The following is a 15,039-nucleotide window of genomic DNA, read 5'->3' on the forward strand; positions in this document are numbered from 1 at the left end:
CCAATCTCTCATTCTCTTTCCGGCGGAGGGTCATCCGTCGGGGCAATTGTATCAGGCCCATGGCTGTCTTCATAGGGCACACTCTCATGATGCACTTGGGCGAGCCGGTCAACCATGCCAAGCGCAATTTCACGCTCACCCATGATGACGGTGTCGGCGCCATATTGCCTCAGCTCATCGACCTCTGCGTCAGAATGGGCGCGGGCGACGATGAGGATCGATGGATTGACGCTGCGTGCCTGCTCGGCGATGCGGCAGGCTTCGAAGGCGTTGGGGATGGCGATGGCAATGCTGCGGGCGCCGGAAAGATTGGCAAGGTCGAGGGTTTCCCGCATCACCGCATTGCCCGCCAGAGTTTCGATACCCTGCGCCTTCAGCTCGCCGATGCGCTTGTCGGAGTCCTCGATGACGAGAAAAGGTGTGGCTGACGACTTGAGATTCTGCCCGACGATGCTGCCAACCCGCCCGTAGCCGACGAGAATGGCGTGGCCGCGGAGAGCGGTCGGGTGCACCTCGTCATCTTCGGGCGGTATCTCCTCCGGCGCTGCTATTGCATCTGCAGCGGGAGCAGGGTCTGCCGCGACGTCTTCGCGCTTTGCACCATCCAGCAGCGGCCGCATGCGGTCACAGAGGAAGAACAGTAGCGGATTGAGGATGATCGAGATGATGGCGCCGGCAAGGATCAGATCGCGGCCTTCCTCCGGCAGCAGCCCCAGTTCGACGCCGAGGGCGGCGAGGATGAAGGAGAATTCGCCGATCTGGCCGAGGCTGGCCGAAATCGTCAGCGCCGTACTGAGCGGCTTCTTGAAGGCGAGCACGATGAGCAGCGCGGCGACGGACTTGCCGATGACGATGATGAAGATGGTGGCGAGGATCGGCAGCGGCTTGTCGATCAGGATGTTCGGATCGAACAGCATGCCGACCGAGACGAAGAACAGCACGGCGAAGGCGTCCCGCAGCGGCAGGCTTTCCTGTGCGGCGCGATGGCTGAGCTCGCTTTCGGCAAGCACCATGCCGGCAAAGAAGGCGCCGAGCGCCAGCGACACGCCGAAGAGCTTCGCCGCCCCGAAGGCGACGCCGAGCGCGATCGCCAGCACGCCGAGCCGGAAGAGTTCTCGCGAACCGGTATGGGCGATGCGATGCATCGTCCAGGGAATGAGCTTGCGGCCGAAGACCAGCATCAGCGCCACGAACAGCGCCACCTTCACCAGCGTCATGGCAATCATGCCACCGATGCCGAGATCGAGGCCGAACAGGCGGCTGAGCGCGGCTGAGAGCGGCTCGACGGGAGCGTGACCCTCACCGCCGATGCTGGCTGCGGCCGGGATCAGCACCAGCGCCAGCACCATGGCGAGATCCTCGACGATCAGCCAGCCGACGGCGATCCTGCCGCGCTCGGTCTCGACAAGGCGCCGCTCCTGCAGCGCCTTCAAGAGCACGACGGTGGAAGCGACCGAAAGCGCCAGGCCGAAGACCAGGCTGCCGCCGGTCGGCCAGCCCATGAAGGCGCCGAGCCCCCAGCCGAGCAATGTCGCAAAAGCGATCTGCACGATCGCGCCGGGCACGGCGATGCCGCGCACCGACAGCAGGTCTTTCAGGGAGAAATGCAGCCCGACGCCGAACATCAGCAGGATGACGCCGATTTCGGCCAGCTCCGGCGCAAGGTTCTGATCTGCCACATAACCTGGCGTATGTGGTCCGACGAGCACGCCGGCGATCAGATAGCCGACGAGCGGCGGCATCCGCAGCCGATGGGCGAAGGCGCCGAAGATGAAAGCCAGCACGAGGCCGCCGACGATTGTCGAAATCAAGGGCGTATCGTGTGGCATCGCTGTCTCCCGATCTGGAAATCCCGTTCGTAATATGACATATATGGTCTATATCGACCAATATGGGCAACTTGAAATCATGGGTCAAGGCGCAAGAGAAACAATTCTCACTCCCGCTCTCTGCCGCGCGGCGCGCGGCCTGCTCGACTGGACTCAAACCGATCTTGCCGAAAGGGCTGCCGTCTCGCGCAGCACCATCCGCGATTATGAAGGCCGGCACCACGACATCCACCGCGCGACGGAAGCGCAACTGCGCCTCGCCTTCGAGGAAGGCGGCGTCAAATTCGTGGAGATCGAAGGGGCAGGCACCGGTGTTTACCTGCCGACTGCATAAAATGATGCAGCAATTCAAAGTGTTACTGCGTTGCGCCTCTGAAAAGAGGCTTGGTGTTGTCATTGGGCAGACTGAACACGCTCAGGGCGCCAGGCAGGCGGCAGAGACCTTGTAGATGGAAAGCGTCTTGCCCTTGTAGTTGCCTTCCGTCGGCTGCCAGTTCTTCAGCACCTCGGGCGTCTCGGTGGCGCAGGTGAAGGCCCCGTCCGTCAGGAAAAGCACCTTGCCGGTGATGTCGGCGGGCAGAGCGAATTCCTGCTCGTAATAGCTCTCCGGAAGGCCCGCCGGCGCCCGCGCATAGATCCGGTAGGATGCATCGCGCAGCGTATAGAAGAGATCGGCGACCATATCGCGATTGTCGGTGACGATGATGTCGGTGCCGGCCTGAGCTGCGAGTGCGGCGGCCTCGCGGCTGACCTCGGCGCGGCCGAGATAGCGCTTCATCAGCGCGTCGCCGTTCGGCAGCAGCAACTGATGCGGAAAAATCGTCGCCAGCGGAAAGAGCAGGCTGGCGATGCCGTTGATGGTCAGCGACAGCCTGAGCCCCTTCGGCCACTTCAGGTAAAGCAGCCAGACGGCAAGGATGGTGCCGGCGACATAGGCGGTCACCGCCCAGTTGGCATAGGCCTTGGCGACCGTTGCCTGCAGCGTGATGAGCACGACGACCGGCATCGACAGCCAGACCAGCATCTTCTCGCGGTCGTCGCTCATGCCCTTGATCATGCGATAGACCGCCCAGAGCATCGCGAAGAAGATGATCGGCCCGACGACGCCGAATTGGGCGGAGAAAAATTCAAGCCCGCGACGGAGATTGATGCCGAGTTCGCTCCAATGGGCGATGTCCTGGGTATGGCGCACCGTCGTGTTGTCGTGCTGCAGGTTCCACCAGAGGTTCGGCAAGGCGACGACCGCCGCGACCGCGACTGCGATGATGAAATCCCGGATGGCGATGCGCGCCGCCGGAATGAGGAGGAGGGCAATCGCGCCGCCCGGAACGACGAACAGCACGGCATACTTCGTCAGGAAGGCGAGGCCGACGCCAAGGCCCATGACGAGCGCCAGCCCAACCGAGCGCCGCTGCGTCAAGCCGAAATAGGCAAGCAGCGCGATCGCGATGAAGAACAGCAGGATCACGTCGGTCGAGAAGAACACCGAAGACAGCGCGACGCCCGGGAGGGTGATGTAGGTGGCGCCTGTCCAGCCTTCGATCTCCGGCCCGACGAAACGTTTTGCCGTCTTCATCAGCACCAGTGCCGCCGCCATGTGGATCAGCGGTCCGAGCAGCCTGATCCAATAGATGGCGTTGGAGCCGGAAAGCTCGGTCATCGCCCGGATCACCCACGCAATCATCGGCGGCTTGGAATAATAGCCGAGGTCGAGGTTTTGCGACCAGAACCAGTACTGCGCCTCGTCGACGAAAAGGTCCGTCGTATCGAAATTGAGCATGACGACGCGCCAGAGCGTGAAGCCAAGAACGATGAGGAGACCAGATCTGGGGGACATGAACCGATAGTTCCGCTGACATGAAAGGCGCGAGTGCGATACACCAAAGGTGCCGGACTGCCAACGGGGAAGGGTGGCTCTAAAGCATGTCGCGCAAAACTGTGCAGCGTTAAAGCACGAGGAGCCTATCTGAAAGATTGCGACGCGTTTAGAACACCCGAAGGGCGCGGATGTCGCGGTTTGCGGCGATGGAATCGAGGCGTGCGACGGCTGCAAGCAGCGTCATTGCAATCAAGCAGGCACCCAATCCGAGAACAATCATTGCTCTGTCCTTGTCGACGTCATGTCTTGGTTATCCACCGGCATATAACACGGAGCTTGCGTGTGCCTTGTAGCAGCCATGCAACTCCGCAACAGTATTTGCTGCGAACTGCCTCGAATTGCTTGAAAAGCCTGTTCTCCGAAAGGCTTATTAACCTTCAAGCAAGGAATTAACCATAAACATTGGTCTATACGTCGGAATGGGAAGATGCACTCGTTCCCACCAGGCATGACGCCGTCCCGCCGTACCGGGTTGATCCGGTATCCATCTCTTCAGACAGCTCCGAAACATAGCTGATCAGGGGGCTTCGCTCCGCCGGTTGTAACCGGTGGTGAGGACCGTCTCAACGCTTCGCGTTCATCGGATGCTGCACAAGTTTTTGGCCGGGCTTTCGCCCGGAAAGTGGTTGGGGACAGGCGTTGAGGCAGGACATGCCATCAGATCAGGCTCGTGGAGCGCAGGCAGGCAGCTTGCGCGACCGCCTGCGCTTTGCCGGTCTCGATGCCGACCAGTGCGAGCTGGTGCGCCGTAACCGGCCGGCGCTCGAAGCGCATCTGAAGGCGGGCCTCAGGGATCTCTTCCACCGGTTCCAGTCATTCCCCGACGCCTCGCGCAATTTCGAGAGCGAACGCCAAGTCGAGCGTCTGCACGATCTGCAGTCCTCGCATTGGGACGTGCTGACGGATGCACGGTTCGACAGCCTCTATGCCGAGCGCGTCAAGGTGCTCTCCGATACCGAAAGCAAGATGGGTCTTGACCCGCGCTGGCACGTGGCCGGCCATGGCGTCATGCTGGAGCATGTTGTTTCCGGCCTCGCCGAGCAGATCGCCGGCCGTCCACTGCTGCCGTCGGCCAAGCGCCGCACCCGCGAAATCTCCGACCTGATGACGGCGATCATCCGCATCGTCATGGTCGATGTGGAAATTGCTGTCTCGCTCCGCTTCAATGCACTGCGCGCCGGGGAACAGCGCGCGCTTGCCGAGCAGCGCGCCGACAACGAGGCCGAGATCGCCCGGATCTTCGGCGATGTCATCGACGGTCTTTCCGCACGCGACCTGACGCGACGCGCGCCCGTCGACGGCGCCTATGCCGGGATCGCCGCCGCACTGAACGGTGCGTTGGATGGCCTCCAGGCCGAATTCACCGCCATCACCGAGCGCACGGTCAAGGCCGAAGCGGCGACGGGCTCGCTTGCCGGTCTGTCGCGGCAGTTCGCCGGCACCGCTTCCGGCCAGGCCGATCGGCTGCAGCTTTCCGCCGCCGCCCTTGCCGGCATTGCCGGCAGTGTGCGCAACGGTGCTGCCGACAGCCGCGCTGCCGAACAGGCGGCCGCCACGACGCGCGCCGCCGTCGAGGAAAGCGGTGAAGTTGTCGGCCGCGCGATCAGCGCCATGGCCGATATCGAGCAGTCGGCCGAAAAGATCGGCCAGATCATCGGCGCGATCGACGAGATCGCCTTCCAGACCAATCTTCTGGCGCTGAATGCCGGCATCGAAGCTGCTCGCGCCGGCGATTCCGGCCGCGGTTTTGCCGTCGTCGCCCAGGAAGTCCGCGCCCTTGCCCAGCGCTCGGCCGAAGCCGCCCGCGAGATCAAGACACTGGTGACGACGACCAAGGCGCAGGTCGACGCCGGCGTGCAGATGGTCGGCCGCACACAGGATTCGATCGGCAGCATCGTGCGCCAGGTCACCGACATCAACGCCGCCATCGCAGGCATCGCCACCCGAACCGGCGAACATGCCGCAAGCCTCGACAGCGTGACATCAGACGTCAAGGGCCTGGGTGGCGAGGTGGCCGATAGCGCCGGCCTGGCGGAGCGCTCGGCGCAAGGCGCCGACCACCTCCACAGCGTCATTCTCGAGCTCGGCCAGACGATTCGCGAATTCCGCATCGCCCGGGAAAACGCCACTGCCGGGCGCCCGACGCCGGTGCGCGTGACACCGCCGCGCGCCCTTGAGGGCGCGACCGGCCCGGCACCGGTCGTGGACGAATACGAAAATGACGATTTTGGCCTTCAGCAGGCGTTCGCAAGCGTCGGAGGTGGGCGGAATGTTTACTAACCTATCGGATGATTGCCTCAGCTCGTCTTTTCGGGCCGGGGACAAGGGGACAAGGAAAAGCTGATGGCAGCAAAGAAGAGTGGCAAAACGCTGGATTTGACAGCGGTGCTCGACCTCAACGAGGCTTCCGCCTTGCGCGATAAACTCCTCTCCCTCCGGGGTAGCGGTCTTTCGATAGACGCTTCCGGCGTCGAACGGATCGGTGCGCTTTGCGCCCAGGTTCTGATGTCCGCCGAGAAGACCTGGGAGCAGGACAAGCAGCCGTTCACCTTCTCCAAGGTGTCCGACGCATTTCAGAAAACCATGCAGCTGGTTGGCGTCAATATTGACCACCTGCTTGCCAAGGAGATTCGGCAATGAAGAAAAAAGTGCTGACCGTGGATGATTCCCGCACCATCCGAAACATGCTTCTCGTGACGCTGAACAATGCCGGCTTCGAGACGATCCAGGCGGAAGACGGCATCGAGGGCCTCGAGGTTCTCGAAGAGTCCAATCCCGACGTCATCGTGACCGACATCAACATGCCGCGCCTCGACGGTTTCGGCTTCATCGAAGGTGTCCGCCGCAACGAGAAATATCGGGCGATCCCGATCCTGGTCCTGACCACCGAAAGCGACGCGGAAAAGAAGAACCGCGCCCGCCAGGCCGGTGCCACGGGCTGGATCGTCAAGCCTTTCGACCCGGCCAAGCTGATCGATGCCATTGAGCGTGTAACCGCTTAAACCCAGGATTTGCTCCGATGGATATGAACGAAATCAAAGAGATCTTTTTCCAGGAGTGCGAGGAACAGCTCGCAGAGTTGGAATCCGGTCTTCTGAAAATGAATGATGGCGATCGCGATCCGGAAACCGTCAATGCGGTGTTCCGTGCCGTGCATTCGATCAAGGGCGGCGCCGGTGCCTTCGGCCTTGACGATCTGGTAGCCTTCGCCCATGTTTTCGAGACCACTCTCGATTGCGTTCGATCCAACAAGCTTGAGCCGAACCAGGACGTCCTGAAGGTGATGCTGAAGTCGGCTGACGTGCTCGCCGACCTGACGAACGTTGCACGCGACGGCGGCAGCGTCGATGAAAGCCGCAGCCGCGGCCTCGTCAGGGAGCTCGAGGCGCTGGCCAACGGTGAAATGCCGTCTCCCTCGGCGTCAGTCGAGGCGCCTGCGCCGAAGGCCGCCGCAAAGGCCGCTCCGGCGCCGACCCCCAAACCGACGGACGACAGCGGCTTTCAACCAGTCCCCTTTTCCTTCGACGATTTTGGCGGCGAGGGCGATGCGGGCGACATGCCGGCCTATGAAGTCATCTTCAAGCCGCGCTACGAACTCTATTCCAAGGGCAATGACGCCACCCTGCTGCTGCGCGATCTCTCGCGCGTCGGCGAAATGACCATCTATTGCAATACGGATGACCTGCCGGGCCTCGATGAACTCGATCCGGAAGGCGCTTATTTCTTCTGGAACGTCACGGTCAAGACGGACAAGGGCGAGGACGCCATCCGCACCGTCTTCGAATTCGCCGAGTGGGATTGCGAACTGACGGTGAAGCCGGTCGAAGAAGCAAGGGCCGACGCGACCAGCAACGACGAACTGCCGATGGTGCCGGTTCCCTTCGATCTGTCGATCCTGGATGAGACAGGCGCAACGGAAGAGGTTTCCGCCTCAGACGCGCGGGCCGAAGAGACGGCCGCCGCCGTTGCCGCCGCCGAAACTGCCTCCAACGTCACGCAGATGGCCGCAGCCGCAGCCCGTGTCGAGAAGAAGGAATCGGCAGCCGCCGCAGCGGCCGCAGCAAGCGCTGCCGCCCAGAACAATGCCGCCGGTGCCGGCCAGACGATCCGCGTCGATCTCGACCGTGTCGACCGCCTGATCAACCTCGTCGGCGAATTGGTCATCAACCAGGCGATGCTGTCGCAGAGCGTCATCGAGAACGACACGACCGGCACCTCCTCGATCAATATGGGCCTCGAGGAGCTGCAGCAGCTCACCCGCGAGATCCAGGACTCGGTCATGGCGATCCGCGCGCAGCCGGTGAAGCCGGTGTTCCAGCGCATGTCGCGTATCGTCCGCGAAATCGCCGACATGACCGGTAAGTCGATCCGCCTTATCACTGAAGGCGAAAACACCGAAGTCGACAAGACGGTCATCGACAAGCTGGCCGAGCCGCTGACCCACATGATCCGCAATGCCGTCGACCACGGCATCGAAACCCCTGAAAAGCGTGCGGCCGCCGGCAAGAACACCGAAGGCACTGTCCGCCTGACCGCCAAGCATCGTTCGGGACGCATCCTGATCGAGCTTGCCGACGACGGCGCCGGCATCAACCGCGAGAAGGTCCGCCAGAAGGCGATCGACAACGACCTCATCCCGGCCGACTCCAACCTGTCGGACGAGGAAATCGACAATCTGATCTTCCTGCCGGGCTTCTCGACGGCCGACAAGATCTCCGACATCTCCGGCCGCGGCGTCGGCATGGACGTCGTCAAGCGCTCGATCCAGGCGCTCGGCGGCCGCATCAACATCACCTCGAAGCCGGGCCACGGTTCGGTCTTCACCATGAGCCTGCCGCTGACGCTCGCCGTCCTCGACGGCATGGTGGTCACCGTCGCCGGCCAGACGCTGGTCGTGCCGCTGACCGCAATCGTCGAAACCCTGCAGCCGGAAGCTGCCGCGATCCATTCCTTCGGTGCCAACCATCGACTGATCTCGATCCGCAATAGCTTCTGCCCGCTGGTCGATGTCGGCCGCATCCTGAACTTCCGCGCCACCCAGGCCAATCCGGTCGAAGGCGTGGCGCTTCTGGTGGAATCCGAAGGCGGCGGCCAGCGCGCCCTGATGGTCGATGCCATCCAGGGTCAGCGCCAGGTGGTCATCAAGAGCCTGGAAGCGAACTACACCCACGTGCCGGGCATTGCCGCCGCCACCATCCTCGGTGACGGGCGCGTCGCTCTCATCCTCGATGTCGACGCGGTCGTCGGCGCCTCGCGCGGCCAGTCGCTCAAAGCGGAAATGTCGTTAGCAGCGGTGGGCTAAGGGAATGTCGTACACTGTAAAAAATCTGAACGAGGGGGATCGCGAGCTGATCGCGTTCCGCATCGGGGATCAGGAATTTTGCGTGAACATCATGTCGGTTCGCGAAATCCGCGGCTGGACCCCCGCGACCGCGATGCCGCATTCGCCTGGCTATATGCTGGGTGTCATCAACCTGCGCGGCGCGGTGTTGCCGATCATCGATCTTGCGGCGCGGCTCGGCATGAAGCCGGCCGATCCGACTGCCCGTCATGTCATCATCGTCGCCCAGGTCCGGCGCAAGGTCGTCGGCCTCCTGGTCGACGCCGTTTCCGATATTCTGACGGTGACCGATGAAACCATCCAGCCGACGCCCGAGATCTCCTCCGAGCTCGAGCGTCAATTTGCCCGCGGCATTCTCGCCATCGAGAAGCGAATGATCTGCCTGATCGAACTCGAATCCCTCTTTCCAGAGACCGAAAGCGAAGCCGCATGAGTGTAATGGGCGCAAAAGATCAGAGACAGGGATCCGACGAGGTCCTGGCGAGCGGAGAATATCCGCTGACGCGCCGCGACCTCACCGAGATCGCCGCGATGATCTATTCGGATGCCGGCATCTTCCTCAACGAGACGAAGGCGTCGCTCGTCTATTCGCGCTTGTCGAAGCATATCCGCAATCTCGGCCTGTCCGGCTTCCGGGAATATTGCGACCTCGTCGCTTCGCCGGCCGGTGCTGCGCCGCGCCGCGAGATGCTTTCGCATCTGACGACCAATTTTACCCGCTTCTTCCGCGAAAACCACCATTTCGATCACCTGCGCGACCATGTCCTGCCGGAGCTTCTGCAGCGGGCGAGATCGGGCGGCAGGGTGCGCATCTGGTCGGCCGCCTCTTCCGACGGGCAGGAACCCTATTCGATTGCGCTGACGGTGCTGTCGCTGATGCCGAATGTCGCCGATTACGACTTCAAGATCCTGGCGACCGACATCGACCCGAAGATCCTCGCAATCGCCCGGGCCGGCGCCTATGACGAAAATGCGCTCGAAACCGTGTCGCCGGCCATGCGCAAACAATGGTTCAGCGAAGTCGAGGTGCAGGGCCGCCGGAAGTTCCAGGTCGACGACCGCGTCAAGCGCCTGATCACCTACAACGAGCTGAACCTGATGGCGCAATGGCCGTTCAAGGGCAAGTTCGACGTCATTTTCTGCCGCAATGTCGTCATCTATTTCGACGAGCCGACGCAGATGAAGATCTGGCAGCGTTTCGCCGGGCTGCTGCCGGAGGGCGGTCATCTCTATATCGGCCATTCCGAGCGGGTTTCCGGCGAGGCAAAACACGTCTTCGACAATATCGGCATCACGACCTATCGCTATACGACCAAAGGTCTCGGGAGGAAGGCATGAGCGCTCCGGCAAGGGTTCTCGTTGTTGACGACTCGCCGACGATGCGGGGGTTGATCACTGCCGTGCTGAGTTCCGACCCCGAGGTCAACGTCATTGGCCAGGCCGGCGACGCTCTGGAAGCGCGAGAGGCGATCAAGCGGCTGAACCCCGACGTCCTGACGCTCGACATCGAGATGCCGAACATGAACGGTCTCGATTTCCTCGAAAAGATCATGACGCTGCGGCCGATGCCGGTGATCATGGTATCCACAATGACCCATCGCGGCGCCGAGGCGACGCTTGCGGCGCTGGAGATCGGCGCGTTCGACTGCGTCGGCAAGCCGGCGCCGGGCGAACTCAGGCCGTTTGGCGACCTTGCCGAGAAGGTCAAGGCCGCCGCACGCACGCAGCGCCAGTATTCCCAGCCTGTTGCCGCCGTCGCGCCTCCGCCCTCGGTCGCCGATTTCCGCGTCGGCCGCAAGATCGTCGCGATCGGCTCGTCGACCGGCGGCGTCGAGGCGCTGATTGCCGTGCTGCAGAAATTTCCGGCGAATTGCCCGCCGACCGTCATCACCCAGCATATGCCACCGACCTTCACCAAGAGCTTCGCCGAACGGCTGAACCGCCTCTGTGCGCCGGTGGTGCAGGAAGCGACCGACGGTGCCCGTCTCGAAATCGGCAAGATCTATCTGGCGCCCGGCGGCGAGCGTCACCTCCAGGTCAGCAACGCCTCAGCGCCGTGCTGCCGTCTCATTGATCGGGCACCGGTCAACGGTCACCGCCCCTCGGTGGACGTGCTATTCGATTCGGTCGCGGAACTGGCGGGCCGTAATGCCGTCGGCGTGATTTTGACCGGAATGGGCCGCGATGGCGCCGCCGGATTGTTGAAAATGCGCCACGCCGGCGCCAGAACGCTCGGCCAGAACGAAAAAACCTGTGTCGTTTACGGAATGCCAAGGGTTGCCCACGAACTTGGCGCCGTTGAGCAGCAGCTGCCGCTGTCTGCCATTGGTGAAGAAATATTGAAAATGACAGCCGCCCGAAAGGAAGGGACCGAATAAATGTCGATCGCGGAGAAAATCAAAGTTCTGATCGTCGACGATCAGGTAACGAGCCGGTTGCTGCTCAGCGACGCGCTGACCCAGCTCGGTTTCAAGCAGATCACCTCGGCCGGCGACGGCGAGCAGGGTATGAAGATCATGGCCGAGCAGCCGCACCACCTGGTGATCTCGGACTTCAACATGCCGAAGATGGATGGCATCGGCTTCCTTCAGGCCGTGCGCACCAACCCGAACACCAAGAAGGCGGCTTTCATCATCTTGACCGCCCAGGGCGACCGCGCACTGGTGCAGAAGGCGGCCCAGCTCGGCGCCAATAACGTGCTCGCCAAGCCGTTCACGATCGAGAAGATGAAAGCGGCTATCGAAGCCGTGTTTGGAGCCTTGAAATGATCACTGAGGGGGCAGTCCGCCGCGTGCACATCATTCAGGGCGAGTACAAGGTTCTGAGCGATCCGAATGCGGTCCTGTCGACCATTCTCGGTTCGTGCGTGGCTGCGTGCCTCAGAGATCCTGTCGCCGGTGTCGGCGGCATGAACCACTTTCTGCTGCCCGGTTCGGCGACGTCGCCGACTTCAGGCGGCGATGCCACGCGCTACGGCGTGCATCTGATGGAACTGCTGATCAACGGCCTCCTGAAGCAGGGCGCCCGGCGCGACCGGCTGGAAGCAAAAATCTTCGGCGGCGCGAAGACGATCTCGACATTCTCCAATGTCGGTGAGCAGAACGCGGCCTTCGCCGTGCAGTTCCTGAGGGATGAAGGCATTCCGGTGGTCGGTTCCTCGACCGGCGGAGAGCATGGACGCAAGCTTGAATATTGGCCGGTCTCCGGTCGTGCCCGGCAATACCCCCTGACCGGCGCCGAAACGCAGAGAACCGTCGCTCTCGAGCAGCGCCCCGCCGCTCCGCCGAAGCCCGTCGAAACCAGTATCGAATTTTTTTGATGGCGAGGATTTTCATATGACATTTACCCAGATGATGGAGCCGCCCGCGCCTGTCGAAGCGCTGAGCGACATCCTGATGCGCATCGTGTCCGAACTGCACGATGTCGCCTATCTCATCGAGCGCATCGAGCCGCAGCTTCTCGAAATCGGCGGCGCCGAAATCCTGAATTCGCCGGATGCCATGAAGGTCATGCAGGGCATCGATCTGGCCGTGCAGAAATCGCGCGGCCTTGCCGAATTTATCGACACCATCACCGGCGAAATCCCGCACGGCTGGGCAGTCGACGTCGCAACCGCGCTCAGCCTCGTCAAGCTGGCCGAGATGCAGAAGGCATTGGGCGGCGCCACACGCCACGGCCACTCCCAGCCACTGAGCAAGGCAGCCGGCGACTTCGACTTCTTCTAGAACGTCTCCGTTTTCTCCTTGTTCTTGCGCAATTCCGGACGCAAAACCGCGGCGCACTTTTGCTGGAATTACTTTAGGCCTTTTCGCTCCCGCACGCTCTCACGAAACGCTCGCACAAGTTTCGCCGACTATTCGTCTGATGAGGCAATAAGCCTGCTTTGTCTTTGACGGATCGTGCGAGAACAGAATGAATCTGTTAAATCAATTAGTTCAGATCTTTAAGAACTTCGGTTCCCTTGGCCGAACACGCCTGATGATTCTTGGAGGCGTCGGTGCCGTTTCCATTGCAATCGTCCTTGCGGCCGCTCTTTTCGTCAACAAGCCGGCACAGGAAACCCTCTATGTCGGTCTGGATTCGCCGGATCTCAATCAGATCAGCATGGCGCTTGCCGAAGCCAACATCAATTTCCAGGTCGGCACGGACGGCTCCAGCATCAGCGTCCCCGCGGGGATGACGGGCAAGGCCCGCCTGATGCTTGCCGAGCGCGGCCTGCCGAACAGCGCCAATGCCGGTTACGAACTCTTCGACAATGTCGGCTCCCTCGGCCTGACCTCCTTCATGCAGGAGGTGACGCGGGTTCGAGCGCTGGAAGGCGAAATCGCCCGCACCATCCAGTCGATCTCGGGCATCACCGCCGCACGTGTCCATATCGTCATGCCGGAGGTCGGAAACTTCCGCAAGGCGGAGCAGAAACCGACCGCCTCCGTCATGATTCGCGCAAGCGCTACCACCGGGCGCAGCGCAGCGACCTCGATCCGCCACCTCGTCGCCTCGGCCGTGCCGGGGCTTGACGTCGATGACGTGACCATCCTCGATTCCGCCGGCCAGCTGCTCGCGTCCGGCGACGAGGCGAGCAACAGCTCGCTGAACCGCTCGCTCAACATCGTCCAGAACGTCCAGCAGGAAGTCGAATCCAACATCGACAAGGCGCTGGCACCCTTCCTCGGCATGGACAACTTCCGCTCCAGCGTCACCGCCGATCTCAACACCGACGCCCAGCAGATCCAGGAAACGACCTACGATCCCGAATCCAAGGTCGAACGCTCGGTCCGCTCGACGAAGGAAGCCCAGCAGTCGCAGCAGAAGCAGTCCGACAGCGCGACGACGGTCGAGCAGAACATTCCGCAGGCAGCGCCCGAAGCCGGCGGTTCCGCCGGGCCTGAATCGCAGGACAAGTCCGACAAGCGCGAAGAGCAGACCAACTACGAAATCAACAGCAAGACGACGGCGACGACCCGCAACAGCTATAAGGTCGAAAAGCTTTCGATTGCCGTGGTGGTCAACAAGGGCCGCATCGCCAAGATGGTCGGCGAGCCCGCCGACCAGACCAAGGTCGACGCCTATCTTGCCGAAATGCAGAAGATCGTCGCTTCGGCGGCCGGCATCGACGCCAAGCGCGGCGACGTCGTCACCGTCACGGCCATGGACTTCCTCGAAAATCAGCTGCTCGAAGACGCCACCGGTGGTGTCCGCGTCATGGATATGCTGAGCCGCAATCTTGCCGGCATCATCAACTCGCTCGCCTTTGTCGCGGTCGCCTTCGTGGTGGTCTGGATGGGCCTGCGGCCTCTGGTGCGCAGCGTCAGCGGTAACGGCAGCTCCGCGGCTTTCGGCGACGCGACGCCAGAAGCAGCCGGCCTCGAGCTTCCGGACTTCGCGCCTGCATCGGGCGCGCCCGGAGGCGCTCTCATGGACGGCTTCGGGTCCGACTTCGGCTTCGACAGTACCGAGGACCTGCTCAGCCTCGGCGACGACGATGGAAACTTCAATCGGCGCGTCAAGGAAGGCCCGGAACGCAAGCTTTCCCGTATGGTCGAGATCAACGAGGAACGCGCCGCGAAAATCCTCAGGAAATGGGCGATCGACGAAGCAGCGTAAAACAAAGGCCGGGCAACCGGCCTTTTTTCATGTCGGTACCGAAGCTTGATTCCCTAACCGCTGTTTGCTGAAAAGCCGTGACTGGAGATGCGAGAGACCCGCCATGACAATCACGGTCGGGAATTCGAATAAGACGATAGACCCGACCAGTGAAATGCGGCTGTAGCGCGACATGATGAGATGGATTCGCGTAAAACGCGAAGCAAGTTGCGATGCCGCCAGAATCACCTTAGCCTCCCTGTATCTTGAAGGCTGGAACGAGCGGTCGAATCAGTGCATTGGCGACAGCGAAAGTAAATCCCTAGAAGTCGGAGATGGTGATTTGCATCGACTGGCTTACCCTTGGGTGATTCGAAATGGGATTCGAGCGGAACTTGACTTGAATC

General features: G+C 62.0%; 14 protein-coding genes. 12 read left to right on the forward strand and 2 right to left on the reverse strand.

The window, feature by feature from the left end; translation table 11 throughout:
- Positions 1–8 precede the first annotated feature (8 nt).
- Positions 9–1,829 (reverse strand): YbaL family putative K(+) efflux transporter, encoded by a 1,821-nt coding sequence (ybaL, locus tag RLCC275e_RS01505; protein WP_033181574.1) that lies wholly within the window; start codon positions 1,827–1,829, stop codon positions 9–11.
- A 34-nt stretch (positions 1,830–1,863) separates the two neighbouring features.
- Between ybaL and RLCC275e_RS01510 the strand changes: the two genes are divergently transcribed.
- A complete protein-coding gene (locus tag RLCC275e_RS01510; protein WP_033181575.1) occupies positions 1,864–2,163 on the forward strand; it encodes a helix-turn-helix transcriptional regulator in 300 nt (99 codons plus the stop codon).
- An 81-nt stretch (positions 2,164–2,244) separates the two neighbouring features.
- Here the strand turns inward: RLCC275e_RS01510 and RLCC275e_RS01515 are convergent, their stop codons facing one another.
- Positions 2,245–3,666, reverse strand: a complete 1,422-nt coding sequence (locus tag RLCC275e_RS01515) for an ArnT family glycosyltransferase (protein WP_033181576.1) — start codon at positions 3,664–3,666, stop codon at positions 2,245–2,247.
- A gap of 693 nt (positions 3,667–4,359) precedes the next feature.
- On the opposite strand from RLCC275e_RS01515, the gene RLCC275e_RS01520 reads away from it, so the two are divergent.
- The 11 genes from RLCC275e_RS01520 to fliF all read left to right on the forward strand — a co-directional run bounded on the left by RLCC275e_RS01520 (position 4,360) and on the right by fliF (position 14,653).
- Positions 4,360–5,988, forward strand: a complete 1,629-nt coding sequence (locus tag RLCC275e_RS01520; protein WP_033181577.1) for a globin-coupled sensor protein — start codon at positions 4,360–4,362, stop codon at positions 5,986–5,988.
- 63 nt (positions 5,989–6,051) lie between these two features.
- Complete coding sequence (locus tag RLCC275e_RS01525; protein ID WP_003545491.1) at positions 6,052–6,348, forward strand: STAS domain-containing protein; 297 nt, start codon at positions 6,052–6,054, stop codon at positions 6,346–6,348.
- Positions 6,345–6,710, forward strand: a complete 366-nt coding sequence (gene cheY1, locus RLCC275e_RS01530; RefSeq protein ID WP_003545492.1) for a chemotaxis response regulator CheY1 — start codon at positions 6,345–6,347, stop codon at positions 6,708–6,710. The genes RLCC275e_RS01525 and cheY1 overlap by 4 nt, the downstream gene beginning before the upstream one ends.
- Before the next feature lie 17 nt (positions 6,711–6,727).
- Complete coding sequence (locus RLCC275e_RS01535; RefSeq protein WP_033181578.1) at positions 6,728–9,010, forward strand: chemotaxis protein CheA; 2,283 nt, start codon at positions 6,728–6,730, stop codon at positions 9,008–9,010.
- Positions 9,011–9,014: 4 nt separating this feature from the next.
- A complete protein-coding gene (locus tag RLCC275e_RS01540; protein ID WP_012756045.1) occupies positions 9,015–9,482 on the forward strand; it encodes a chemotaxis protein CheW in 468 nt (155 codons plus the stop codon).
- A complete protein-coding gene (cheR, locus tag RLCC275e_RS01545) occupies positions 9,479–10,387 on the forward strand; it encodes a protein-glutamate O-methyltransferase CheR (RefSeq protein WP_003556484.1) in 909 nt (302 codons plus the stop codon). The genes RLCC275e_RS01540 and cheR overlap by 4 nt, the downstream gene beginning before the upstream one ends.
- Complete coding sequence (gene cheB / locus RLCC275e_RS01550; protein ID WP_003556486.1) at positions 10,384–11,427, forward strand: protein-glutamate O-methylesterase CheB; 1,044 nt, start codon at positions 10,384–10,386, stop codon at positions 11,425–11,427. Before cheR ends, cheB begins: the two co-directional genes overlap by 4 nt.
- A complete protein-coding gene (locus tag RLCC275e_RS01555) occupies positions 11,428–11,817 on the forward strand; it encodes a response regulator (protein ID WP_003556488.1) in 390 nt (129 codons plus the stop codon).
- On the forward strand, positions 11,814–12,368 hold the full coding sequence (cheD, locus tag RLCC275e_RS01560; protein ID WP_033181579.1) for a chemoreceptor glutamine deamidase CheD: 555 nt from the start codon (positions 11,814–11,816) through the stop codon (positions 12,366–12,368). The genes RLCC275e_RS01555 and cheD overlap by 4 nt, the downstream gene beginning before the upstream one ends.
- Positions 12,369–12,384: 16 nt before the next feature.
- On the forward strand, positions 12,385–12,774 hold the full coding sequence (cheT, locus tag RLCC275e_RS01565) for a chemotaxis protein CheT (RefSeq protein WP_003545510.1): 390 nt from the start codon (positions 12,385–12,387) through the stop codon (positions 12,772–12,774).
- A 187-nt stretch (positions 12,775–12,961) separates the two neighbouring features.
- Positions 12,962–14,653 (forward strand): flagellar basal-body MS-ring/collar protein FliF, encoded by a 1,692-nt coding sequence (gene fliF, locus RLCC275e_RS01570; RefSeq protein WP_003556492.1) that lies wholly within the window; start codon positions 12,962–12,964, stop codon positions 14,651–14,653.
- Positions 14,654–15,039 lie beyond the last annotated feature (386 nt).

Origin of the sequence: Rhizobium brockwellii (genome assembly GCF_000769405.2) — a bacterium.
Lineage (GTDB): Bacteria > Pseudomonadota > Alphaproteobacteria > Rhizobiales > Rhizobiaceae > Rhizobium > Rhizobium brockwellii.

Excerpts from the sequence above, each read along its gene's own strand:
- RLCC275e_RS01510 (WP_033181575.1), top strand. The coding sequence starts at position 1,864 with ATGACATATATGGTCTATATCGACCAATATGGGCAACTTGAAATCATG.
- RLCC275e_RS01515 (WP_033181576.1), bottom strand. The coding sequence starts at position 3,666 with ATGTCCCCCAGATCTGGTCTCCTCATCGTTCTTGGCTTCACGCTCTGG.
- cheD (WP_033181579.1), top strand. The coding sequence starts at position 11,814 with ATGATCACTGAGGGGGCAGTCCGCCGCGTGCACATCATTCAGGGCGAG.
- ybaL (WP_033181574.1), bottom strand. The coding sequence starts at position 1,829 with ATGCCACACGATACGCCCTTGATTTCGACAATCGTCGGCGGCCTCGTG.
- RLCC275e_RS01525 (WP_003545491.1), top strand. The coding sequence starts at position 6,052 with ATGGCAGCAAAGAAGAGTGGCAAAACGCTGGATTTGACAGCGGTGCTC.
- RLCC275e_RS01540 (WP_012756045.1), top strand. The coding sequence starts at position 9,015 with ATGTCGTACACTGTAAAAAATCTGAACGAGGGGGATCGCGAGCTGATC.
- cheB (WP_003556486.1), top strand. The coding sequence starts at position 10,384 with ATGAGCGCTCCGGCAAGGGTTCTCGTTGTTGACGACTCGCCGACGATG.
- fliF (WP_003556492.1), top strand. The coding sequence starts at position 12,962 with ATGAATCTGTTAAATCAATTAGTTCAGATCTTTAAGAACTTCGGTTCC.
- RLCC275e_RS01555 (WP_003556488.1), top strand. The coding sequence starts at position 11,428 with ATGTCGATCGCGGAGAAAATCAAAGTTCTGATCGTCGACGATCAGGTA.
- RLCC275e_RS01520 (WP_033181577.1), top strand. The coding sequence starts at position 4,360 with ATGCCATCAGATCAGGCTCGTGGAGCGCAGGCAGGCAGCTTGCGCGAC.
- cheY1 (WP_003545492.1), top strand. The coding sequence starts at position 6,345 with ATGAAGAAAAAAGTGCTGACCGTGGATGATTCCCGCACCATCCGAAAC.
- cheR (WP_003556484.1), top strand. The coding sequence starts at position 9,479 with ATGAGTGTAATGGGCGCAAAAGATCAGAGACAGGGATCCGACGAGGTC.
- RLCC275e_RS01535 (WP_033181578.1), top strand. The coding sequence starts at position 6,728 with ATGGATATGAACGAAATCAAAGAGATCTTTTTCCAGGAGTGCGAGGAA.
- cheT (WP_003545510.1), top strand. The coding sequence starts at position 12,385 with ATGACATTTACCCAGATGATGGAGCCGCCCGCGCCTGTCGAAGCGCTG.